Origin of the sequence: Paraburkholderia dioscoreae, from assembly GCF_902459535.1 — a bacterium.
Classification (GTDB): Bacteria; Pseudomonadota; Gammaproteobacteria; order Burkholderiales; family Burkholderiaceae; genus Paraburkholderia; species Paraburkholderia dioscoreae.
This window is the reverse complement of sequence record NZ_LR699553.1, coordinates 3,448,118-3,471,516: the sequence shown is the minus strand read 5'-3', so window position 1 is coordinate 3,471,516 and position 23,399 is coordinate 3,448,118. Positions and strand designations below refer to the sequence as shown.

Sequence of the window (23,399 nt, the reverse complement as noted above, 5' to 3'; positions counted from 1 at the left end):
GCCATCACGCTACGAGCTGTTGCCGCAGATACCCGGCGGTGCGGCTTTCCTTCGCATGCGCGACCTCGGCGGGTGTGCCGCTCGCCACGATGTTGCCGCCGGCGTCTCCGGCGCCGGGGCCGACGTCGATGACCCAGTCGCTTTGCGCGGCCACTCGCATGTCGTGCTCGACCACCACCACCGTATTGCCGGCATCCACGAGTCCCTGGAGCTGCACCATGAGCCGGTCGACGTCGGCGGGATGCAGGCCGGTGGTCGGTTCGTCGAGGATATACAGCGTCTCGCCGCGTTGCGCGCGCTGCAGTTCGGTGGCGAGTTTGATGCGCTGGGCTTCGCCCCCGGACAGCTCGGTGGCCGGCTGGCCGAGCCGCAGATAGCCGAGGCCGATGTCGCGGAGCACTTTCAACGCGCGCATCACGCTGGCTTCGTCGGCGAAGAATTCGCAGGCGGCGTCGACGGTCAGGCCGAGCACCTCGGCAATGTTTTTATCGCGCCATGTGATTTCCAGCGTCTGCGGGTTGTAGCGCGTGCCGTGACACGTCGAGCAGGGCGCGTAGACGCTCGGCAAAAACAGCAGTTCGACGCTGACAAAACCCTCGCCTTCGCAAGTCGGGCAACGGCCTTGCGCCACGTTGAACGAAAAGCGGCCCGCGCCGTAGCGGCGCTTGCGGGCGAGCGGCGTGTCGGCGAACAGCTTGCGCACATGGTCGAACAGGCCCGTGTACGTCGCGAGGTTGGAGCGCGGCGTGCGGCCGATCGGTTTCTGATCGACGCGCACGAGCCGCCGCACGGCATCCATGCCTTCGGCGATATGGCCGCCGGTCGGCGCGGTCGCGGCGGCGAGCAACGGGTCTTGCTCGTCGTCGTCGGGGTTTTCGAAAGCGCGACCGAGGTGGCTTGCAACCAACTCGGGCAGTGCCTGGCTCACGAGGCTCGATTTTCCCGAGCCCGACACACCGGTGACGGCAGTCAGACAGCCGAGCGGAAACGCCGCGTCCAGCCCGTGCAGGTTGTTGCGCGTGATCCCGGCGAGCCGCAGCCAGCCGGCAGGTTCACGCGGCGTGCGGTCGACGGGTGCGGGCGGCGCGAACAGATGCCGGCGCGTTTGCGACGCCTCAACCTTCGCGAGTCCTGCGGGCGGCCCGCTATAGACCACATGGCCGCCGGCTTCGCCCGCCGCCGGACCGACGTCGACCAGCCAGTCGGCGCGCCGCATCATCTGCAAATCGTGTTCGACGACAAACAGCGAATTGCCCGCCGCCTTCAATCCCTGCAGTGCGCTGAAGAGCGCCTCGCCGTCGGCGGGATGCAGACCCGCCGACGGCTCATCGAGCACGTACACGACGCCGAACAGCTGCGACGACAACTGCGTGGCGAGTCGCAGGCGCTGCAATTCGCCAGACGACAGCGTGGGCGTACTGCGCTCCAGCGCGAGATAACCCAGGCCCAGATCGACCAGCGTCGTCAGCCGTTCGAGCAGTTCGGCTGCGATGCGTTGCGCGGCGACGCGCTTTTCCTCGGACAGGTTGGGCGTGCGCCGCACGTCCGGCGAGGCCTTGTGCGCGGAGCCGCCTGATGCGACCCGTTTGTCGACGGCATCGCGCATGGCGCTTCTGCTGAGCACGCTGCCTTTGCCGGCGGTTTTGCCGGCGCCGGTGCCGGAATTCGCGTCAGCCGTTTCCGGCCATTCACCGCGAGCGATCGGCTCGAGCATCGCGGCAAGTCTGGCGAGCGGCAACTGCGAAAACTCGCCGATATCGAGTCCGGCGAACTTCACCGAGAGCGCTTCTTTCTTGAGCCGCTTGCCGTGACAGGCCGGGCAGACGCTGCCGATCATGAACTGCGACACGCGTTTTTTCATCAGCGCGCTTTGGGTGTTGGCGAAGGTGTGCAGCACGTAGCGCCGCGCGCCGGTGAAAGTGCCCTGATAGCTCGGCTCGTCCTTGCGCTTGAGCGCAGCGCGGGTTTCCTTCGGCGTAAGGCCGGCGTAGACGGGAGCGGTTGGCTGTTCGTCCGTGAAGAGAATCCAGTCGCGGTCTTTTTTCGGCAAGTCGCGCCACGGCGTATCGACGTCGTAGCCGAGTGTGACCAGAATGTCGCGCAGATTCTGTCCGTGCCATGCGGGCGGCCATGCGGCGATCGCGCGCTCGCGAATGGTCAACGAGTCGTCGGGCACCATCGATCTTTCGGTGACTTCATACACGCGACCGAGTCCGTGGCAAGTCGGACAGGCGCCTTGCACTGTGTTCGGCGAGAAATCTTCGGCGAACAGCATGGGCTGCTTCGGCGGATAGTCGCCGGTGCGCGAATACAGCATGCGCACGAGGCTCGACAGCGTTGTCACGCTGCCCACCGAGGAGCGCGCGCTCGGCGTGCCGCGTTGCTGCTGCAAGGCGACCGCGGGCGGCAGGCCTTCAATTGCGTCGACTTCAGGCACGCCGACCTGGTCGATCAGGCGCCTCGCATACGGTGCGACCGATTCGAAATAGCGCCGCTGCGCCTCCGCGTACAGCGTGCCGAATGCCAGCGACGATTTGCCCGAGCCGGACACGCCGGTGAACACGACCAGCGCGTCACGCGGAATCTGCACGTCGATGTTTTTCAGATTGTGTTCACGCGCGCCGCGCACGCGCACGAAGCCGGTGAATGTGTTTGCGCCAGGTGCGGACGGTGTCGAGCGAGGCTTGTTGCGGATGGCGTCCATATCGATGAATAGCGAATAAGCGTGGCCGCGCGATGCGGAAGAACGCTTGTGAGGTTGCACGGAACATGCCCGATGAAATGGCGATGATGCCAGTGAAGGTGAGGTCAGCGCGCACGATGCGTGCAATCCGCGCGGAACCCTTCAACCAGGAGTCACCGCCTATCATTGAAGCAGCTATCTGCGGCCGAGAGTGCGGTGGATAACGGACGCGCCGCCATAGGCGCGGAAGATGGCAGTCTTCGCCCTTCAGAGAGTTGCGCCATGGAAAACGCTGTGTACTGGAAAGGTCATCAGGTCGGAATCGAGTGCGCCGGCCGGATTTTGTGGTTTTCTTCGGCACCGCAGGAAGCGGTCGCGGCTTACGGCACTCAGCGGATGGAACCGACGCGTGTGGAAAAGCGCGCGGAAGATACGGTCGTGGCGCGTAACCTTTTTGTCACGGCGCAATTCGACCGGCGGGGGTCGGGTGGGTGAGACGGCGCTGTTGTTTGCTTTCGCCTTTCGCAGCAGTGCTCGCAGAATCAGGAAAGCAGACCTAAAAACAAAAAGCCCAGTCGCAATGACTGGGCTTTTTGCTTGAATCTTTTGGTGCCGGAAAGAGGAATCGAACCCCCGACCTTCGCATTACGAATGCGCTGCTCTACCGTCTGAGCTATTCCGGCATCAGGAGAAACGAGATTATAGGGACTTCTTTATGAGCTTGGCAAGCCCCTGAACTCACTTTTTTGTTTCGAGATGGTAGCGGGTAACGCGGTCGACCTCGTTCTTCGAGCCGAGGAATACGGCCACGCGCTCATGCAGGCTTTTCGGCTGGATGTCCAGAATGCGCTTCTCGCCATTGGTCGCGGCGCCGCCTGCCTGCTCGACGATAAAGGCCATCGGATTGGCTTCGTACATCAGGCGCAGCTTGCCCGGTTTGTCCGGCGTACGCTTGTCGGCCGGATACATGAAGATGCCGCCGCGATTCAGAATGCGGTGCACGTCCGCCACCATCGACGCGATCCAGCGCATGTTGAAGTCGCTTTGGCGCGAACCTTCCTTGCCGTCCTTCAACTCGCCGATGTATTGCTGAACCGGCGGATACCAGTGACGCTCGTTCGAAGCGTTGATCGCATATTCACGCGTTTCGACCGGAATGCGCATGTCGCTTTGCGTGAGCACCCACGAGCCGAGTTCGCGATCGAGCGTGAAGCAGTTCACGCCGTTGCCGGTGGTCAGCACCAGCACGGTTTGCGGACCATATACCGCATAACCTGCGGCAACCTGCTGCGTGCCTGGTTGCAGGAACGACTGTTCGGTAGGCTGCTGGCCGTCCGGGCAGCGCAACACGGAGAAGATGGTGCCGATCGAAACATTGACGTCGATGTTCGACGAGCCGTCGAGCGGATCGAACACGAGCAGGTATTCGCCCTTCGGATAGTTCGCCGGGATCGGGAAGAACTGTTCCATTTCCTCGGACGCCATGCCTGCGAGGTTGCCGCCCCATTCATTCGCTTCGAGCAGGATTTCGTTCGACAGGATGTCGAGCTTCTTCTGCACTTCGCCTTGAACGTTCTCGCTGCCCGCCGTGCCGAGCGCGTCGCCCAGCGCGCCCTTGCTGACGTGGTAGCTGATCGCCTTGCACGCACGCGCGACGACTTCGATCAAAAGGCGCAGGTCGGCCGGCAGATTGTTGGTCTCGCGCTGCTGCTCGATCAGGTACTTCGTGAGAGTGGTACGACGTTGCAAAGCCATTGCTGTACTCCGGGAGGCTTGAGGAATATTCGGATTTTAACCGTTCGTTGTGTCGGCTCCGTGCTTTTGCGTGGGAACCGTGTACGGCAACGCCGCCGGACACACCCGCCGGACACACCGATACGCGGCGGAATTCAGGTTTTGCGGCGTGCCTTGCCGGCCGTGATCTTGCCGCTCACGCTCGCCGCGAGCGCTGCGGCCCGCGCGTGGTCGCTCGAAACCTTCGGCAGTTTCGGGCGCTCCGCCTTCGGCATGGGTTCGATTTCACGTTCGATCTGTGCGCCGGCGGCCGCCGTGGCGACGCGCAGATCGTAAGCGATCTGCAGGTTGAGCCAGAACTGCGCGCTCGCGCCGAAGTAGCGCTCGAGTCGCAGCGCGGTGTCCGCCGAGACGGCGCGCTTGCCGCGCACGACGTCGTTGATGCGCGGCGCCGGCACGCGCAGTGCGAGCGCGAGCGCATTGACGGACATGCCGAGCGGTTCGAGAAACTCGCTGCGCAGAATCTCGCCCGGATGGATTTCCGGGATGCTGTTGCCGGAGTCGATGCCCGAGAAATCGATGCTGTCCAGATCGGAGCGTTTGATGACCATGCCGGTCTCCCAATAATCAGTGATAGTCGACAATCTCGACATTCAGTGCCTCCCCGTCGACGAAATGAAAACCGAGGCGCCATTGCGCATTGATCCTGATACTCCATTGCCCGCTGCGCTGGCTTTGCAACGCTTCCAGCCGGTTGCCCGGCGGCGCGTGCAGATCGCAAACGGACTCTGCGGCGTCGATCAGCAGCAGCTTGCGGTGCGCGAGCGTTTGCATGTGAAGCGGCAGTGAGTACACGAACCTGCCTTGAAAAATTCTCGCCGTAGTTTTGTCGCCGAATGTCGTGATCATGGGATGATATAACGCTGTGCGTTAAACGTAAACCGTTAAATGAATGCGTTTACTTTCACCCCGCCGGCGCGAGCCGACCAGTCGTCCAGATGGCCGGCGTTGTAGCCGCTCGCCGCCGGCCCGGCGAGCACAAGGCGAAAAAAAGCCGGCAACGCGTGCCGGCTTTCGATGCGACAACAGTGCTCAGGCGGATCTCACGCCAACGCTTTCTCCACGATCTCGCGCACGTCGCGCGATTTGACCTGCGCGGCCACTTTCTCCAGCGCCGCGCGCATGCCGTCGCGCAGCGCCGGCGTGAAGCGGCGCCACAATTCCAGCGAGCGGGCGAGGCGGGCGGCCACTTGCGGATTGATGGCGTCGAGCGCGATCACCTGGTCGGCCCAGAACGCGTAGCCCGAGCCGTCTTCGGCATGGAATTGCGCCGGGTTCGCCGCGCAGAAGCTGAAAATCAGCGAGCGCGCGCGGTTCGGGTTCTTCAGATTGAAGGCCGGGTGCGCCATCAGCTTGCGCACGACGTCGATCACCGGACGCTGCGCGCTGCCGCGCTGCGTGGCCTGCAAGGCAAACCACTTGTCGATCACGAGCGGTTCCTTTTCGAAGCGCCGATAGAAGTCGTCCAGCGCCTGCTGCGCCTCGGCGCTGCCGCCGTTGGCCGCCGACGCATTGAGCAACGCGGACAGTGCCGCCGAGCGGTCGGTCATGTTGTTCGCCGCATCGTATTGCGCGGACGCGAGACGCACGGCCTCTGCCGGATCGTCCAGTTCGGCGAGATACGACAGCGCGAGATTCTTCAGCGCGCGATGACCGGACGCTTCAGGCGTGGCTTCGTACGCCCCCGGCGTGCGATGCTGCTCGTACACGTTGAGCCAGTCGCCCCTGAGCGCATTGGCAAGACGCTTGCGCACGAACTGCCGCGCGGCGTGCACGGCCGCCGGATTCGATTCGGCCATCTGCTCGGCCAGATACGCTTCCGAAGGAAGCATCAACGCGAGTTCGCGGAACGCAGGCGAGAGCGTTTCGTCGGTCAGCACGCGTGCGAACGCGGCGACCACGGAATCGTCGAGCTGCAGCGGCACACCCGTGGCGGCGCGCCCGGCGAGCGTGAGCAGCTCGCGGGTGGCGAGCCGTTGGCCGGCTTCCCAGCGGTTGAACGGGTCGCGGTCGTGGGCAAGCAGGAATGCCAGCTGTTCCGCCGAATAGTCGTATTCGACGATCACCGGCGCCGAGAAATTGCGCAGCAGCGAAGGCAACGGCTCTTGCGCCACGTTGACGAACGTGAAGGTCTGTTCGGTCTGCGTGAATTCGAGCACGCGCGTGGTCGCCTTGCCGGCCTGCGCTTCGCCTTCCAGTTGCAGCGGCAGGTCGCGACCGTCCTTGCCGATCAAGCCGATCGCAAACGGAATCAGCAGCGGACCCTTTTGCGTTTCGCGCGCGGCCGGTGCGGCTTCGCCATAGCCTTGCGTGAGCGTCACGCTGTAGCGTTGCTGCGCGGCGTCGTACTGCGTGCGCACGGACACCCGCGGCGTGCCGGCCTGGCTATACCAGCGCTCGAATTGCGCAAGATCGCGGCCGTTCGCGTCGGCGAGCGCATGACGGAAATCGTCGCAGGTCACGGCCTGGCCGTCGTGGCGCTTGAAGTACAGGTCCATGCCCTTGCGGAAGCCGTCGCGGCCGAACAGCGTCTGATACATCCGCACGACTTCCGAGCCTTTCTCGTAGACGGTCATCGTGTAGAAGTTGTTGATCTCGACGTAGCTTTCCGGGCGCACAGGATGCGCCATCGGACCCGCGTCTTCGGCGAACTGCATCTGGCGCAGCACGCGCACGTCCTCGATGCGCTTGGTGGCGCGCGCGGCTTCGTCGGTCGCGCCGCCGGCCATGTCGGCCGAGAACTCCTGATCGCGGAATACCGTCAGGCCTTCTTTCAGGCTCAACTGGAACCAGTCGCGGCACGTCACGCGATTGCCGGTCCAGTTGTGGAAATACTCGTGGCCGACCACGGCCTCGATGTTCGCGAAGTCGGTGTCGGTTGCCGTTTCGGGATTCGCCAGCACGTACTTCGTGTTGAAGATGTTGAGCCCCTTGTTCTCCATCGCGCCCATGTTGAAGTCGCTTACGGCGACGATCATGAAGCGGTCCAGATCGAGTTCGAGCCCGAAGCGTTCCTCGTCCCAGCGGATCGAATGAATCAGCGAGTCCATTGCGTGACGGGTCTTGTCCAGGTCGTGCGGCTCGACCCACACCTGCAGCAGCTTTTCCTTGCCCGAGCCGCTCTTTACGCGTTCTTCCAGCGCGACCAGCTTGCCGGCGACCAGCGCGAACAGGTAGCTCGGCTTGCGGAACGGATCCTCCCAGCGCGCGAAGTGGCGGCCGTCAGGCAAATCGCCTTCTTCGAGCAGGTTGCCGTTCGACAGCAGCACCGGATAATCCGCCTTGCTGGCGCGCAGCGTGACCGTGAAGGTCGCCATCACGTCCGGGCGGTCGAGGAAGTAAGTGATGCGGCGAAAGCCCTCGGCCTCGCACTGCGTGAAGAAGTTGCCGCCCGACACGTAGAGACCCGACAGCGTGGTGTTCGCAGCCGGATTACAGATGCTCGTGAGCGTCAGTTCGAACTGATCCGGCACGTTGTCGAGCAGCAGGCCGTGGTCGTGCGCGTGAGCATTGGCGAACGGCTGGCCGTCGACCTCGGCGCCCACGAACTCCAACTGTTCGCCCATCAGTTCCAGATGCGCGGCACGCGCGGCTTCCGGATTGCGGCGCACGCGCATCGTGTTGCGGACAACCGTGCGTTCAGGAACCAGATCGAACTCCAGCGCGACGGTGTCGATCAGAAAGGCGGGCGGCGCGTAGTCGGCGCGGCGAATCACATTGGGCGTTGCGGTATCGGCCATGGCGTTCTGTAGTGTTGGAACTCGAGTCGGCGCGCGCGCTTCTGACGCACGAGCCGGGCATGTCGAACCATTGTACAAAGCCTCGGCGAATCGTGCGGGGCGAACTTTTTACCGAATTTGCCAGTCAGCGTATTATCGGGCGCCCGCCTGGTACAAAAGCCTGCACGCCGGCCGGGCCGGTCATGACGGACAATACAGAGACATTGAGAGGCTTCACGAGGTAGACCATGAAAATCGATCGATGGACCCGCCGCGCCACGCTGCTGCTAGCCGGGCTGGCGGTGCTGCTTTCCGGCTGTACGACCTACGTCACCACGCAGGTCACGGCCTTCTCAGACTGGAGCGGTAGCGACGCCACCCGCACCTATGCGTTCACGCGGGCGGCGGACCAGCAGAGCAATCTCGAGCTCAGCACCTACGAGCGTTTTGTCGCGAACGAACTCGCCACGCATTCTTTCCGCCAGGTCGACAACGCGCGGGCACGCTATCTGGTCGGACTCTCGTACGGAATCCGTTCGGACATGGTGACGGTCTCGGAGCCGGTGTATTACAACCCGTGGCCGGCGCCATATTGGGGCTGGGGCCGGCCGTTCGATCCGTGGGGGCCGTGGGGTGGCTTCCCCGCCACGTACGTGAACCAGAGCTATCCTATCTTCACGCATCTGTTGGGCATACGGATCACCGAGCGGGCAACCGGCAAGGAGGTCTACAACGTGACGGCGCGCAATTCGGGCGGCGAATCGTCGCTGGTCCGGGCCATGCCGTATCTGGCGCGTAGCGCGCTGGCTGATTTCCCGCTCGGTAACGGCGTGGTCCACACCGTGAAGATTCCGGTCGACAAGAACGGCGGGGCATCGAACGAAATAGCCGCTACCGGCGCCGCGCCTGCCGCTGCGCCGGCACCGGCCTCCGGTGCGAAAGTCGTTCAGTAGGTCACGCGCGACTGGCGGCGCGCTCTAACGCGCTCGCCGGCAGCAAAGAAGACGAGCGGCCCGGCAATCATTCTTGCCGGGCCGCCTGTTTTGCTGATACCGGATCGAGCCCGAAGAAGCACCACGGCGCTCGAATCAATCGCCGCGCGAGCGACCCGCAAGCGAGCCGCGCCGCGCACGGCGGCCAGATGCTGACCACGCGCTGCCTGAGTGCTGAGTGACTCAGCGGACCCGGCCGCTAATTCCTTGCCGTGGCGCCTTGCGCTACCCGCCCGATCTGCTGGCCGACATTCGCCTAAACGCCCACACCGAACAGCGCCATCGTCCCGAGAATGACAAACATCACCGCCGCGATGCCATGCACGAGCTTGGTCGGCAGTCGATGAGCGAAACGGTCGCCGAGCAGGATCGCAGGCACATTGGCGATCATCATGCCGAGCGTGGTGCCCGCCACCACGCCGAAGAAATCGTGGAAACGCGCGGCGAGGGCCACCGTGGCGATCTGCGTCTTGTCGCCCATTTCCGCGAGAAAGAACGTCACCACGGTCGCGCCGAATACGCCGAAGTGCGTGCGGCTGGTATTGGCCTCTTCGTCGTCGAGTTTGTCTGGAACGAGAATCCACAGCCCCATGCCGATGAACGATGCCGCCAATGCCCAACGCATGATGGTCGGCGTGAGCAGCGAGCCGAGCCACGCGCCGAGCGCGCCCGCGCAGGCGTGATTCACGAGCGTGGCGGCGAGCACGCCCAGAATGATCGGCAGCGGCTTGCGGTAGCGGGCCGCGAGGACGAGCGAAAGCAATTGCGTCTTGTCGCCGATCTCGGCGAGCGCGACCGCTCCGGTCGAAATGAGAAAAGCGTGATCCACGGTGTGTTGATTCCCCGGGCCGAGATATGAACGAGCGACGACCCACGACACCGCCGGGCCCTGTTGCGGCGGTGTGTGGATCATCGGTCTCGCCAGGCCAGAGGCTGCGGCTGCCATGGCCGTACAGGCCAAGTCTGTTGACAGGCGCCCCCGCGAACCACACGTGCGACGCACCCGATGACAGCGGTGCGGACGTGCCGCGAGGCGGCTACTCCCCAATGAGGGACGGAGTATAACAGGCGTGGCCGCGCCTGATAATGGATTGCGTCAGCCGCACGCGCCGTTGCATTGCCCGGACTGTGGATTTGACGCGGGCTATGCGCCGGCCATTTGGAAACCAGGGCGAAGACGGAGCCGAAACTAGCCAATCTGAAACACTTTTTAAGAAAGTTAAATGAAAGTATGGGCGGATGACGACGAAATGCTTGTATGTCCGTATCGACTGCAAGCCCCGCCGCCAGTGGTTTTGCGTTTGTGCGTGTAGCGGGAAATCGCGTCGGAGGTGCGAGTGACGGCTTTTTCGCCGAACGTCGCATGAGAGATACGGATACAGATGGATACGTCTTTTGTGGCTGATTTATCCCAGAATATTCAGTATGATTCCCGGCGACCACAGGGAGCCCGAGGCAATTCTCCAGACAAACTGGCGAGGGTGCCTAAATAATCGGGGCCAAGTGCCGTTAATTGGCTGAACCCTATATAAGATAAGAAGATTGGATCGACCCCGGCTGGAGATTGCCGGTCCGCGCGGCGCGTACACGCTGTGACGGTGCCGTATTCCGTCAGGCGCTTCAGCCTCCTCGCTTCTACGCGCGAACACCGATATGCCCGATCTGCACTGGACCATTCCGGTCGCTCGCTGGTCTAGCTGGCCTGCTGCCGCATCTGCCGCCTCCGATATTGGCTTCATCGAGCCGATCGTGCGGCGTCGTCTGAGCACTCTGTCGCGAGTGGCGCTCAAGGTTGCGCACGATTGTGTCGCCGCGGACGCGGCGCGGGTCGTGTTCGCTTCGCGCCACGGGGAACTGCGGCGCACCACGGATATCTTGCGTGCCATCAGCGCGGGCGAGCCGGTGTCGCCGACCGCCTTCAGCCTGTCCGTGCTCAATGCGATGACCGGCGTGTTCGGCATTGCGCGCGGCGACCGGTCGGCGGCGAGCGCGATTTCCGCCGGCGCCGAAACGCTCGGCTACGCGCTGCTGGAAGCGCACGCGCAATATGCCACGCAGCAGGATTCGCCGTTGCTGCTGGTCTACGCCGACGAACCGGCCGACGCCGCGTACGGCACGATCGAAGACGAAGTGCCGGGTGGCGCGATCGCGATCCTGCTCGATAGCGAAACGGCGACGGCCGAACTGGTGTGCATGGTCTGCCGCGCGGGTGCGCGGGAGCCCGCGTCGGCGCATGAAGCCAGCGCGAACCAGCCCGCCGGCGGGCACCGCGCCGGCTTGCCCAGCTTCTTCGCGACCCAGAGCCAGGCGCTGCAGCACTGCCTGGAGACCGGGCTGCCCGCCGCCTGGCAAGGTGCCGACGCCAGTTGGCATTGGAGTTGGCATGACCGCGCGGCTTGATTATTGCTGGCGATTCTGCGCGACCGGCATGGCCTTCGTGGTTTTCGGCGTGTGCGGCATGCTGTTTTCGGTGGTGGTGTTTCCGCTTGCGTGGGTGTGGCCGCACCGCGCATCGCGACAGTTCGCGGTGACGAGCGTGATCCACTGGTTTTTCCGCGCGCTGGTCGCGGTGTTGCAGCGCGTCGGCGTGATGGAACTCGAAGTGTCGGGCATGCGCGCATTGCGCGCGGACGGCCCGGCGATCGTGGTTGCCAACCACCCGACCTATCTCGACGTGATGGTGCTGCTGTCGCTCACGCCGCATGCCTGTTGCGTGGTGAAAAACGCGCACTGGAGCAACCCGTGTTTCTGGGGCATCGTGCGCTCGGCGGAATACGTCAGCAATGCCGACCCGGCGGAGCTCGTCGAGGCCGGCGCGAAGCAACTGGCGGCGGGCTATACGATGATCATTTTTCCGGAAGGCTCGCGCAGCCCCGCGCCGAACCGGCTGCATGCTTTTTCGCGCGGTTTCGCGCACATGGCGCTGAAAGCCGGCGCACCGATCGTCCCGGTGCTGATGGATTGCGATCCGCCCGCCTTCACCAAGCAGATGCGCTGGTACGACGTGCCGGCGCGCGCGTTCAGAATCCGCGTGAACGTGCTCGAACCGCTCGGCGTCGACCAGCTCGCGGCCCATGACACTCCACCGGCTCTTGCGGCGCGCAGCGTGACGAGCGCCGTCGAAGCACACATTACTCAGCACCTGTTCGATTATGGATTCTTTAAAACTGGAAATTAAACAGCTTCTGATCGAAGCGCTCGATCTGGAAGACCTGAGCCCGGCCGATATCGACGACGATGCGCCGTTGTTCGACACCGACGGCATCGGTCTCGATTCGATCGACGCGCTCGAAATCGGCATCGTGCTGCGCAAACAATACCAACTGACCCTTGCGGCGAACGACGAGCGCACGCGCGAACACTTCCGCTCGATCAACACGCTCGCGGCGCTGGTGGCGAGCCAGCGCGAAGCGGTGCACGCTGTGAACGAAACAACCAGAAAAGGGGAATAAATCGTGTCCGAGGCAGAGATTCTGGAGCGCATCCGCGCCATCTTCAAAGAGAACTTCGCGATCGAGCCCGAGCGTGTCACGCCCGAAGCGCATCTGTTCGAAGACCTCGATCTCGACAGCATCGACGCCGTCGACCTCGCGATCAAACTGCAGGAAATGACCGGACGCCGCATCAAGCCGGAAGAGTTCAAGTCGGTGCGCACTGTCGGCGACGTGATCGGGGCGGTCGAATCCCTGCTGGCGGCACAAGGCTGATGTGCGCCGCACGCCCGCGAACGCAAGCGGCGCCGCAGCAGGCCGCCGATGCCTCGCCCGGCACCGGGCGTCGCCTGGGCAAAACCGTCGTGCAGGTGCTGCTGAAGCTCGCGTACCCCGCGCTGATCCTGTGCGCGTGGCGCTGGGACACGCCGCGCTATGTGGGCTGCATGCTGTTCGCGATCCTGTGGCTGCAGCGCTGGGCCGGCAGCGGCCCGGTCGCGACCTCGCTGCGGCGGCTCTCCACGATCGACTGGACCGTGGCTGGCTTGCTGAGCTGTGCGTCGGCGGCCATCGTGCTCACCAATAGCGAACTGCTGTTGCGTCTTTATCCGTCGCTCGTCAATCTGGGTTTGCTGATCGCATTCGGCGCGACGCTCGTGCGCGGGCCGTCCATGATCGAAAAATTCGCACGCCTCGGCAATCCCGACCTGGCGCCGGGCGCGGTGCGCCATACGCGGCGCGTGACCCAGGTGTGGTGTGGATTCTTCGCGCTGAACGGCGTGTTTTCCGCTTATACGGCGCTGTACTGGAGCCGTGCGAGCTGGTCGCTCTATAACGGAGCGATCGCCTATGGGCTGATCGGCGTGCTGCTGGCGGCCGAGGTCGTCTGGCGTTACCTGGTCGTGCTGCCGCGCGCCGCGCGTTCGGAGGCGGCCTAATGATCGCGTTGCATGATCTGTTGTCGGCGGTTCATGAGAGCGCCGCGCTGCGGGCGCCCGTTTGCCGGGATGGCGCCATGGTGCTCGATCGCGCGGCGTTTCGCGCGCGCGTCGCCGCTTTGATCGCGCTCGTGCAGACGCAGGCCGCGCAACGCTACGCACTCTGTATCGACGATCCGTTCGATTTCGCCTGCGCGCTCTTCGCGTTGCTCGCGTGCGGCAAGGAGCCGGTGATTCCGGCCAATGCGACGCCGGGCTATCTGGCCGATCTCGCGGATGCTTACGAAGCGGTGTTGACCGATGCGGATTTGCCGCCGTTCGAGCTTGCTGCTGGAGCCAACGTCAGCGTCAACGCCGAAGCTGAAGTCAACGCAGTAACCCATGCCGATACCGGCTTCAACACGCGCGTCGACGTCAACGCAGCAGCGGCAGGCAACGCCGGAGCCGACGCCGGCACCAGAAACGCCGAGGCGGCCCCGGCGCACACGTCGAGCGCCGCTTATACGATCGACCCCAACGCCCCGCTCACGCTTTACACATCCGGCAGCAGCGGCCGCCCCAAGCCGATCCGCAAGACACTCGCGCAATTCAACGCCGAAGTGCACACGCTGGAAAAACAGTGGGGCGCGCTGGTCGGCGACGCGACCGTGCTCGCGAGCGTGCCGCATCACCACATCTACGGTTTGCTGTTTCGCGTGTTGTGGCCGCTTGCCGCCGGCCGTGCCTTCGACCGTGCGGTCAGCATCGAGCCGTTGCATCTGCAAGCGCAGATCGAACATTGCGGCGCGGCGGTGATCGTTTCGACGCCCGCGCAACTGTCGCGCTGGCCCGCGTTGCCCGGCTTTGCCGACCTGACGCCGGCGCCGCTCGCGTTCTTTTCGTCGGGCGGCCCGTTGGCGCCTGAAGCCGCGCAGGAATACGCCGCCGCCTATGGCGCGGCGCCGCTCGAAATTTACGGCAGCACGGAAACCGGCGGCATTGCGTGGCGGCGCCAGGATCAGACCGACGCCTGGCAACCGGTGAGCGGAATCGACGTGCGCCGCGACGAAGACGGCGCGCTCAACGTCCGCTCGCCACACCTCGATCACACGGGCTGGCATCGCACCGACGACAAGATCGCTTTCGACGCCGACGGCCGTTTCCGCCTGCAAGGCCGGCTCGACCGCGTGCTCAAGCTCGACGGCAAACGCGTGTCGTTGCCGGAACTGGAAGCGCGCCTCGCGCTGCATCCGTATGTCGCGCAAGCGGCGATCGTGCCGCTGGCCGGCGCCTCGCGCGAGCGCGTCGGCGCCGTCGTGGCGCTGACCGAAGCGGGCGGCGCAGCATTGCGCGACGAAGGCCGCGTGGCGCTCGCGAAAATATTGCGCCGGCATCTCGCCGAATATTTCGACGTCGTGGTGCTGCCGCGCCATTGGCGTTTTCGCGTCACGCTGCCGTTCGACGCGCGCGGCAAACTGCCGGTGGCCACCGTGGCGGCCGCCTTCGAACCGCGCAGCGAAGGTGTCGAAGTGCTGGCCGAAGCGCGCAGCGGCGATACGCTGCATTACGAGTTGCGCGTGCCGCCCGCGCTCGTGCATTTCGCCGGCCATTTTCCCGGCCTGCCGATTCTGCCCGGCGTCGTTCAGATCGACTGGGCGATGCGCCTCGCCGCCGACCACTTGCCGGCCGTGCGCGCGCTGGCGTCGATCGATCGTTTGAAGTTCATGGCGCCGGTGCCGCCGGGCGCCGTGCTCAAGCTCACGCTCGCTCACGACGCGGCTCGCCGGCGCGTGCAGTTCGCGTACCGTGTGAACGGCCGTGATTGCGCGTCCGGCGTGATCGTCTACGGGGCGCCGGCGTGAAGACCTTCTCCCCATGCATCGTCATTCCGATCTACAACCATAAGGACGCGATCGGCGCGACCATTGCTCATCTCGCGGTTCACGGCCTGCCGTTTTTTATCGTCGACGACGGCAGCGACGAGGCCACCCAGCAGGTGCTCGCCGCGCTCGCGCAGCAGTACGTGGGGCAGCTCACGCTGCTGCGCCTGCCGCTCAACGGCGGCAAAGGCGCGGCGGTGATGGCGGGGCTGCGCGCCGCGCGCAAGGCGGGCTACACGCACGCCTTGCAGATCGACGCCGACGGCCAGCACGACGCCACCGACGTACCGCGTTTCATCGAAGCCGCGCGCGCCGAACCGGGCGCGGTGATTCTCGGCCGCCCGGTCTACGACGAGAGCGTGCCGAAAGCGCGTCTCTACGGCCGCTATCTGACGCATGTGTGGGTATGGATCGAAACGCTTTCGTTGACGATCCGCGATTCGATGTGCGGCTTTCGCCTCTATCCGCTGGCGCTGGCCTGCAGTCTGATCGACAGCGTGCGACTGCCCACCCGCATGGACTTCGACATCGAGATCCTCGTGCGTCTGTACTGGCGGCGCGCCGCGTTCCGCTCGATTCCGACACGCGTCACCTATGCGACCGACGGCGTCTCGCATTTCGACGTGCTGTGGGACAACGTGCGCATCAGCCGCAGTCATACGCGGCTCGTGTTCGGCATGCTGTGGCGTCTGCCCATGCTGCTCGCGCATAAGGTGATGCCGCGCCGCACCGAGTCCGCAGAGGGATACAGCGAACGGAACGAACAGGACTGGTGGCGTATCGCCGAACGCGGCAGCCACCTGGGCATGTCGCTGCTCGCGCTCAGTTGCAAGCTGTTCGGCCGGCGCTTCGCCGCGCTCTGGCTGCATCCGATCGTCGCGTATTTTCTGCTGACCGGCCGCGCCGCGCGCGAGGCCTCCGGCAACTATTTCAGACATCTCGGCGAAGCCGCGCCGCAAGGCGGTACGCCGCGTCCGGGCTGGCTGTCCGCGTACCGCCATATGCTGGCGTTCGCGCAATCGGGCTTCGACAAGCTCGCGGCCTGGTCGGGCCGCGTCAACAATGCCGACGTCAAGTTCGAAGATCCTTCGGCATTCGAAGCATTGGTAGCGAGCGGCAAGGGCGCGCTCGTGATCGGCGCGCATCTCGGCAATCTGGAGATGACCCGCGCGCTCGCCGCTCAGGGCGCTTACGCGAAGGTCACGGCCGTCGTCTATACAGACCACGCGCGCCGCTTCAATAGCGTGCTGGCTTCGGCCAATAGCGAGTTCGCGCGGCATCTGCTGGAAGTGCGCGACTTCGGACCCGAGACCGCGATGATGATGCAGGAGCGCGTCGACGCCGGCGAGTTGCTGGTGATCGTCGGCGACCGCGTGCCCGCACACGAAGCAGGCCGCACGACTGAAGCACGATTTCTCGGCTCCACCGCGCCGTTCGCGCAAGGCCCGTATGTGCTCGCGCATGCATTGGGCTGCCCGGTCTATCTGTTCTTCTGCCTGAAAGAGCGCGACGGCTACCGTCTTTATTTCGAACCGTTCGCGGAGCGCATCGAACTGCCGCGCCGCGAACGCGCGCAGCATCTCGCCGCGTGGGCGCAACGTTATGCCGTGCGTCTCGAACACTATTGCCGCAAGGCACCTTATCAATGGTTCAACTTCTTCGATTTCTGGGCCAGCCCCAAGCGAGGCGCGAATGGCCGAACATGATCTGATCGATGTGCCGGATGCGGGCGCAAATGTGAACACGACAGCAGTCGTAATAGGCGGGCGCAAGCTCACGATCGAAGAGGTCGTCGCGATTGCGCAGCACCGCGCGCCGGTCGCCTTGAGCGCCGATCCGGCGTGGCGCGCGCGCATCCAGCGCGGCGCGGATTTTCTGCGCCGGCATCTGGCCGCGGGCGCGACCGTGTACGGCGTCAACACCGGTTACGGCGACGCCTGCGTGGTCGACGTGCCGATGGAACTGGTCGAAGCATTGCCGCTGCAACTCACGCGCTATCACGGCTGCGGCATGGGCCAGTATCTCGACGAGGCGCAGACGCTCGCGGTGATCGCCGCGCGGCTCAACTCGCTCGCATACGGTTTTTCCGGCGTGCGTCCGGTGTTGCTCGAACGTCTGGCCGATCTGGTCAATCATCGCGTGTTGCCGTGCGTTCCGTCGGAAGGCTCGGTCGGTGCGAGCGGCGATCTCACGCCGCTTTCGTATGTGGCCGCCGCGCTCGCGGGTGAGCGCGACGTGATGTTCAAAGGGCGCCTGCGCGATGTGCGTGAAGTGTGGACCGAACTCGGTCAAACGCCGCTTACGCTCGCGCCGAAAGAAGGGCTCGCGCTGATGAACGGCACCGCCGTGATGACGGGTCTCGCCTGTCTCGCGTTTGCGCGCGCCGATCATCTCACGCGGCTCACCGCGCGCCTGACGGCGCTGTGCACGGTCGCGCTCGACGGCCGTGCCGCACATTTCGACGCGATGCTGTTCGAAGTGAAGCCGCACGCCGGTCAGGCCGAAGCGGCGGCATGGATCCGTGACGACCTGGCCGGGCGCGACGACACGCCGGGCCACCGTCTGCAGGACCGATATTCGATTCGCTGCTCGCCGCATGTGATCGGCGTGGCGCGCGACGCGCTTTCGTGGGTGCGCCGCGACGTCGAGAACGAACTGAACAGCGCGAACGACAACCCGCTGATCGATCCGGACAACGAACGCGTGCTGCACGGCGGCAACTTCTACGGCGGTCATATCGCTTTCGCGATGGACTCGCTGAAGGTCGCGATCGCCAATCTCGCCGATCTGATGGACCGGCAACTGGCGCTCCTCGTCGACGTCAATTTCAATAACGGCTTGCCGCGCAATCTGTCGGGCGCCACGTCCGCGCGCGCCGCGATCAATCACGGTTTCAAGGCGGTGCAGATTTCGTCGTCCGCATGGACCGCCGAAGCATTGAAGAACACCATGCCCGCCAGTGTTTTCTCGCGCTCCACCGAGGCGCACAACCAGGACAAGGTCAGCATGGGCACGATCGCCGCGCGCGACTGCCTGCGCGTGCTGGAACTGACCGAACAGGTGGCGGCAGCGCATACGCTCGCAACCGTGCAAGCTGCCCGTCTGCGATTGAAGATCGATAGTGGAACGCCGGTTCCCGCGCCGCTGCGAACGTTCATGGAGAGCGTGGGCGCGCAGTCGCCATTCGTCGACGAAGACCGCGCGCTCGAACACGAACTGCGCGCACTGACCGCCCGCATTGCCGCGTGCGATCTACTGCAAGACTATCGCGGAGGACCGGACGCATGACAGGTTCCCGCAAAGTGCTGAGCGCGAGCGCGACGGTGGAAGTGCCGTTCCACGACGTCGACGCGATGAACGTGTGCTGGCATGGGCACTATCTGAAGTACTTCGAGATTGGCCGCGCGGCGCTGCTGCGCGCTTTCGACTACGACTATCGCGAGATGCAGGCTTCCGGCTACTTGTGGCCGATCGTGGAAGCGCATCTGAAATACGTGCGGCCGGCTACCTACGGTCAGCAGATCGAAGTACGCACGCAACTGATCGAACACGAAAACCGCCTGAAAATAGGCTATGAAATCGTCGATTGCGCGTCCGGCACGCGCCTGACCAAGGGCTATACGATCCAGGTCGCGGTCGATGCCGCCACCCAGGAGTTGCAGTTCGTCTCGCCGCCGGTCGTGTTCGACAAGCTGGAGCGCGTATGGGGACGGTGAATTTGCGCGCGGTGATCGTGAGCACATTGAGCGCGCTGAGTGTGGCGAGTGTGCTCGCCGCGGCAGTCGTATGGACGCAGGCTGCGTCGGCGGTGTCGACGAAAGAAGCCGCGCCCGGCAACCCCGCACTCGTCTCGCAGATCGCCGCGCATCTCGCGCAGGCGCGGGGCGTGCGCGCGCAATTCACGCAGACGCAAACGCTGGCTGCGATGAAGCAGCCGCTCGTCAGTACCGGCTCGCTGTTGTTCTTCCGCGAGCGCGGCGTGATCTGGCAGATCGACAAGCCATACAAAGCCACCTACGTAATCACCGACGCAGGCGTGGTTGAAGTCGATGCGAACGGCCAGCGCGTCGCGGCTCACAGCGCACAGGGCACGCGCGGCGTCGCACAAGTCTCGAAGATGATGCGTGCGATGCTCGGCGGCGATCTGTCGGCGCTGTACTCGCAATTCGACGTGGAAGCCCAGGGTAACGCCGCGCAATGGCGCATGCAGCTCACGCCGAATCAGCCGCAGATCGCGCAGTCGATCAAAGGTCTGGCGATGAGCGGCGGCGACTATCTGCAGAGCCTGCGCATCACGTTGGCAAATGGCGACGTCACCCAACTCGACTTCACGAAGAGCGCGGCCGTGACCGAACTCAGTGCGACTGAGCGCGGCCTGCTCGGGGCGCCGTAATGGAGATGCTGCAACAGCGGTCGCCGAAACAGGTATGGGGCGTGCGCGCCGCGTGGCTGCTGCTCGCGCTCGTGGCGGCACTGTATTGCGGCTGGCGTTTCGCCGGACCGTCGCCGCTGCAAACTAATCTGCTCGCGCTATTACCCGCGACCGAGGCCGACCCCGTCGCCGAACAGGCCGTGGATACGCTGGCGAGCGCGCTTGGCGACCGCACGGTTTTTCTGGTCACGAGCAACGACGACGCGCACGCGAAGGCGGCCGCGAAACAGCTGGGTGCGTCGCTGCAAAAGAGCGGCGCGTTCGGTTCGGTGACGGCGGAATTGCCGCCGTTCGATCTCTCGCAAATCGCGGCGCTGTACATGCCGTACCGCTTCGGCCTGCTGGCGCCGGCGGACCGCACGGCATTGGCCAGTGGCGCGGCGGGCAGCACGTTGCACGACACGCTCGCGCAGCGCCTCTACAGCCCACTGCGCGGCGGACTCACCACGCCGCTCGCCGACGATCCGTTCGGCTGGCTCGAACACTGGCTCGGCGGCCTGCCGCTTGCCACCTCGAATCTCGAACTCGAAGACAACATGCTGGTTTCGCATCACGGCGCCGCCACCAGCGTGCTGATCGTCGCGACGCTGCCGGGTTCGGCGTACGAAACGAAAACGCAGCACGCCGTCCTGGCGGCGCTCGCTCAGGGCGAAAGCGCCTTGAAGCAGTCGTTCCCCGACGTTTCGGTGGCGCGAACAGGTGCCGTGTTTTACGCGGAAGCGGCGCGCAGCGCGTCGGAACATGAAGTGCATCTGATCGGCATTGCATCGCTGTGCGGTATCGCGCTGCTGATGATGTGGGTGTTCCGCTCGCCGCGTCTGCTATTGCTCGGCTTCGTATCGACCGCGCTCGGCATAGTTTGCGCGCTCGCGGTGACGATGCTGATTTTCGGCAAGCTGCATCTGTTGACGCTCGTGTTCGGCGCAAGCCTGATCGGCGAAGCGGTCGACTATTCGATTCAGTACTTCGTGGTGTATCTCGGCGCGCAGCGTGACTGGGACGCACGGCGCGGCGCGCGCGCCGTGCGTCCCGCGCTGAGCGTGGCGCTCGCGACGAGTCTGCTCGGCTACGCAATCCTCACGTGGGTGCCGTTTCCCGCGCTCAAGCAGATTGCCTGCTTCGCGATTGCAGGGATCACGACGGCGTTCGCGTCCGTGTTGTGGCTGCTGCCCGCGTTGCTCACGCGCGCGCCTAAACGCAGCCCGCAGCGCGTGTTTGCAGGCGCGGCGCGCGTGCTGGCGGTGTGGCATCGCACGATCGGCGGCAAGCGGGCGTGGTTCGTCGCGGCGTTGCTGTTGTTGCTGGCGATTCCCGGCTGGCTGCGTCTGACCAGCGACGACGATATCCATCTGCTGATCCAGCGCGATCCTGCGCTCGTCGCGCAGGAAGACAAGGTGCGCGCGGCGGTCGGCGTGGATAACAGCGCGCAGTTTTTCGTCGTGCGCGGCGAGACGCCCGAACTCGTGCTGCAACGCGCCGAAGCGTTGGGCACGAAGCTGGATGCATTGAACGGGACCGCGAACAAGGTCGGCAGTTATCAGTCGGTTGCGCAATTCGTGCCGTCGGCGAAACAGCAGAATGAAGACCGCGCGTTGCTCGCGCAACACGTGTTCGACGACCGTGCCGCGTTGCGCGCCACGCTACTGCAAGCCGGCTTCAAGGACGAAGTCGCCGACGCCTGGCTTGCCGCGTACGCGAAACCGCAAGCACCGCTGACGGTCGATACGTGGCTCGCGGCGCCGTGGTCGCAACCGTACAAACACCTTTGGCTCGGCGAAGTCGATGCAGCCACGAAAGCCTATGCCGCGGTCGTCATTCCGCAAGGCGTGACGCTGCGGAACGAACCCGCATTGATCGCGTTGGCGGAAGGCTTGCCCGGCGTCGTGTTCGTCGACAAGGCAGCCAGCGTGTCGAAACTGTTCGGCGCGTATCGCGTGGATAGCGGCTGGTGGCTCGGCGGCGCGCTGGCCCTCGTGCTCGTTCTGCTGATGCTGCGTTACCGCATGCGTGGCGGCGTCGCCGTGGCTTTGCCGGTGCTGCTTGCCGTGGGCGTCACGCTCGCCGTATTCGGCTACGCGCACGTGCCGCTCAATCTGTTCAACTGGCTCGCGCTCATGCTCGTGCTCGGCGTAGGCGCAAACTATGCCGTATTCCTGCGCGAAGGCTGCCTGCGCGCGGACGCCGACCTCGGCGCGGTGTGGACGGGCGTGTTGTTGTCGGCGGCCACCACGTTGTTGTCGTTCGGCATGCTCGGCATGAGCGCCATGCCCGCGCTGAAAAGTTTTGGCGCGACGCTCGCGCTCGGCATCGCGGTCTCGGTGCTGCTCGCGCCGATCGGCATGCCATCGGAATCAAGGGGGGCCGCATGAAGGCGCCATCAGTTTATTTGCACGCGCTCGGCATGATCAACGCGCTCGGCGGCGACCTCGAAAGCATTGTCCCGGCGCTTGCCGCCGGTCGTTCGCCGGGTATGGCGAACGCGCATACGGGGATCGGCGAGGCGTTCGTCGGCAGCGTGCTCGCGCCGCTGGAGCTGGCGCCGCGCGCCGAACTCGCTCGCTACGACTGCCGCAATAACCGCTTGCTGCTCGCCGCGCTGGCGCAGATCGCGCCTGCTGTGGAAGCGGCGCGCGAGCGCTACGGCGCGCATCGCGTCGGTGTGGTGCTCGGCACCAGCACGTCGGGCATCGAGGCCGCCGAAGCCGCGTTCGTCTATCAGGCGCAGGCCGGCGATCTTCCCGCGAACTTCAACTACCGGCAGATGGAAATCGGCACAGCCGCGCCGTTCGCCGCCGCCGTGCTCGGCCTGCACGGTCCGGCGTTCACCATTTCGACCGCGTGCACGTCGAGCGCGAAAGCCTTTGCGTCGGCACGCCGGCTGTTGCAGTTGCAACTGTGCGATGCGGTCGTGGTGGGTGGTGTCGATTCGCTGTGCGAGCTGACGGTGCAGGGTTTTGCGTCGCTCGAATCGACTAGCAACGTGCGCAGCAACCCGATGAGCCGCAATCGTTGCGGGATCAATGTCGGCGAAGGCGCGGCCGTGTTCCTCATGAGCCGCGACGAGGCGGCGGTGCGCGTCGCGGGCGTGGGCGAATCGAGCGATGCGTATCACATTTCCTCGCCGGACCCGCAGGGCGTGGGCGGTGAACTCGCGCTGCGCGCGGCGCTCGCGGATGCGGGTGTCGAATCGTCGGCGATCGGCTATGTGAATCTGCACGCTACCGCGACGCGCAAGAACGACGCGATGGAGGCCAGCCTGATGTCGCGCGTCTTTCCCGGCGGCGTGGCGACGAGCGGCACCAAGCCGTTGACCGGCCACCAGCTCGGCGCGGCGGGCGCCACCGAACTCGGCTTCGCCTGGCTGACGCTGGGGCGCGACAACGTGCCGTTGCCGCGTCATCTGTGGGACGGTGAAGCCGATCCGGCGTTGCCGCCGCTGGATCTCGTGGAAAGCGAGCGGTTTTTGCCGCAAGATGGCGCGCAGTACGCAATGAGCAATTCATTTGCTTTCGGCGGCAGCAATGTCAGCCTGATTCTTGCCCGATGAGCCA

20 protein-coding genes, 1 tRNA gene and 1 riboswitch are annotated in these 23,399 nt (G+C 64.9%); of the genes, 14 read left to right on the top strand and 7 right to left on the bottom strand.

The window, feature by feature from the left end; genetic code table 11:
- Positions 1–4: 4 nt before the first annotated feature.
- Positions 5–2,704, bottom strand: a complete 2,700-nt coding sequence (locus PDMSB3_RS15550; RefSeq protein ID WP_007180816.1) for an excinuclease ABC subunit UvrA — start codon at positions 2,702–2,704, stop codon at positions 5–7.
- A gap of 165 nt (positions 2,705–2,869) precedes the next feature.
- On the opposite strand from PDMSB3_RS15550, the gene PDMSB3_RS15545 reads away from it, so the two are divergent.
- Positions 2,870–3,178 carry a hypothetical protein gene (locus tag PDMSB3_RS15545; protein WP_232064204.1) on the top strand — a complete coding sequence of 103 codons (309 nt, stop codon included), beginning with the start codon at positions 2,870–2,872 and terminating at the stop codon, positions 3,176–3,178.
- Between the two features lie 112 nt (positions 3,179–3,290).
- Here PDMSB3_RS15545 and PDMSB3_RS15540 read toward each other — a convergent pair.
- The 5 genes from PDMSB3_RS15540 to pepN all read right to left on the bottom strand — a co-directional run bounded on the left by PDMSB3_RS15540 (position 3,291) and on the right by pepN (position 8,217).
- Positions 3,291–3,366 (bottom strand) — tRNA-Thr (locus tag PDMSB3_RS15540).
- A gap of 55 nt (positions 3,367–3,421) precedes the next feature.
- On the bottom strand, positions 3,422–4,438 hold the full coding sequence (locus tag PDMSB3_RS15535) for a class 1 fructose-bisphosphatase (RefSeq protein ID WP_007180818.1): 1,017 nt from the start codon (positions 4,436–4,438) through the stop codon (positions 3,422–3,424).
- A gap of 134 nt (positions 4,439–4,572) precedes the next feature.
- The gene (locus PDMSB3_RS15530; protein WP_035517940.1) at positions 4,573–5,028 is read right to left on the bottom strand and encodes a HigA family addiction module antitoxin; all 456 of its coding nucleotides are present in this window, start codon (positions 5,026–5,028) and stop codon (positions 4,573–4,575) included.
- 16 nt (positions 5,029–5,044) lie between these two features.
- Positions 5,045–5,326, bottom strand: a complete 282-nt coding sequence (locus tag PDMSB3_RS15525) for a type II toxin-antitoxin system RelE/ParE family toxin (RefSeq protein ID WP_007180820.1) — start codon at positions 5,324–5,326, stop codon at positions 5,045–5,047.
- Between the two features lie 194 nt (positions 5,327–5,520).
- On the bottom strand, positions 5,521–8,217 hold the full coding sequence (gene pepN, locus PDMSB3_RS15520; RefSeq protein WP_007180821.1) for an aminopeptidase N: 2,697 nt from the start codon (positions 8,215–8,217) through the stop codon (positions 5,521–5,523).
- Positions 8,218–8,444: 227 nt separating this feature from the next.
- Here pepN and PDMSB3_RS15515 point away from each other — a divergent pair, with 227 nt between their 5' ends.
- Entirely contained in the window at positions 8,445–9,149 is a 705-nt protein-coding gene (locus PDMSB3_RS15515) for a DUF4136 domain-containing protein (protein WP_165186828.1), read from the top strand.
- Between the two features lie 295 nt (positions 9,150–9,444).
- Here the strand turns inward: PDMSB3_RS15515 and PDMSB3_RS15510 are convergent, their stop codons facing one another.
- Entirely contained in the window at positions 9,445–10,017 is a 573-nt protein-coding gene (locus PDMSB3_RS15510) for a TMEM165/GDT1 family protein (protein ID WP_095418493.1), read from the bottom strand.
- Between the two features lie 11 nt (positions 10,018–10,028).
- Positions 10,029–10,246: riboswitch (yybP-ykoY riboswitch) on the bottom strand.
- Positions 10,247–10,841: 595 nt separating this feature from the next.
- Here PDMSB3_RS15510 and PDMSB3_RS15505 point away from each other — a divergent pair.
- The 12 genes from PDMSB3_RS15505 to PDMSB3_RS15450 are packed head-to-tail and all read left to right on the top strand — an operon-like array spanning position 10,842 to position 23,395.
- On the top strand, positions 10,842–11,588 hold the full coding sequence (locus tag PDMSB3_RS15505) for a beta-ketoacyl synthase chain length factor (protein ID WP_007180824.1): 747 nt from the start codon (positions 10,842–10,844) through the stop codon (positions 11,586–11,588).
- Positions 11,572–12,366, top strand: a complete 795-nt coding sequence (locus PDMSB3_RS15500) for a lysophospholipid acyltransferase family protein (RefSeq protein WP_007180825.1) — start codon at positions 11,572–11,574, stop codon at positions 12,364–12,366. The genes PDMSB3_RS15505 and PDMSB3_RS15500 overlap by 17 nt, the downstream gene beginning before the upstream one ends.
- A complete protein-coding gene (locus PDMSB3_RS15495) occupies positions 12,341–12,640 on the top strand; it encodes a phosphopantetheine-binding protein (protein ID WP_007180826.1) in 300 nt (99 codons plus the stop codon). Before PDMSB3_RS15500 ends, PDMSB3_RS15495 begins: the two co-directional genes overlap by 26 nt.
- 3 nt (positions 12,641–12,643) lie before the next feature.
- On the top strand, positions 12,644–12,895 hold the full coding sequence (locus PDMSB3_RS15490; RefSeq protein ID WP_007180827.1) for an acyl carrier protein: 252 nt from the start codon (positions 12,644–12,646) through the stop codon (positions 12,893–12,895).
- A complete protein-coding gene (locus PDMSB3_RS15485; protein ID WP_165186825.1) occupies positions 12,895–13,557 on the top strand; it encodes a COG4648 family protein in 663 nt (220 codons plus the stop codon). Before PDMSB3_RS15490 ends, PDMSB3_RS15485 begins: the two co-directional genes overlap by 1 nt.
- Positions 13,557–15,398, top strand: coding sequence for an AMP-binding protein (locus PDMSB3_RS15480; protein ID WP_165186823.1), 1,842 nt, complete (start codon positions 13,557–13,559; stop codon positions 15,396–15,398). The genes PDMSB3_RS15485 and PDMSB3_RS15480 overlap by 1 nt, the downstream gene beginning before the upstream one ends.
- Positions 15,395–17,122 (top strand): glycosyltransferase family 2 protein, encoded by a 1,728-nt coding sequence (locus PDMSB3_RS15475; RefSeq protein WP_007180830.1) that lies wholly within the window; start codon positions 15,395–15,397, stop codon positions 17,120–17,122. Before PDMSB3_RS15480 ends, PDMSB3_RS15475 begins: the two co-directional genes overlap by 4 nt.
- Positions 17,109–18,704, top strand: coding sequence for an HAL/PAL/TAL family ammonia-lyase (locus tag PDMSB3_RS15470; RefSeq protein WP_007180831.1), 1,596 nt, complete (start codon positions 17,109–17,111; stop codon positions 18,702–18,704). Before PDMSB3_RS15475 ends, PDMSB3_RS15470 begins: the two co-directional genes overlap by 14 nt.
- The gene (locus tag PDMSB3_RS15465) at positions 18,701–19,132 is read left to right on the top strand and encodes an acyl-CoA thioesterase (RefSeq protein ID WP_007180832.1); all 432 of its coding nucleotides are present in this window, start codon (positions 18,701–18,703) and stop codon (positions 19,130–19,132) included. Before PDMSB3_RS15470 ends, PDMSB3_RS15465 begins: the two co-directional genes overlap by 4 nt.
- Entirely contained in the window at positions 19,120–19,809 is a 690-nt protein-coding gene (locus tag PDMSB3_RS15460) for an outer membrane lipoprotein carrier protein LolA (RefSeq protein ID WP_007180833.1), read from the top strand. Before PDMSB3_RS15465 ends, PDMSB3_RS15460 begins: the two co-directional genes overlap by 13 nt.
- Positions 19,809–22,217, top strand: coding sequence for an MMPL family transporter (locus PDMSB3_RS15455; protein ID WP_165186820.1), 2,409 nt, complete (start codon positions 19,809–19,811; stop codon positions 22,215–22,217). Before PDMSB3_RS15460 ends, PDMSB3_RS15455 begins: the two co-directional genes overlap by 1 nt.
- Positions 22,214–23,395: a beta-ketoacyl-[acyl-carrier-protein] synthase family protein gene (locus PDMSB3_RS15450; protein WP_007180835.1), complete on the top strand. Its 1,182-nt coding sequence runs from the start codon at positions 22,214–22,216 to the stop codon at positions 23,393–23,395. The genes PDMSB3_RS15455 and PDMSB3_RS15450 overlap by 4 nt, the downstream gene beginning before the upstream one ends.
- The last annotated feature ends 4 nt before the right edge of the window (positions 23,396–23,399 follow it).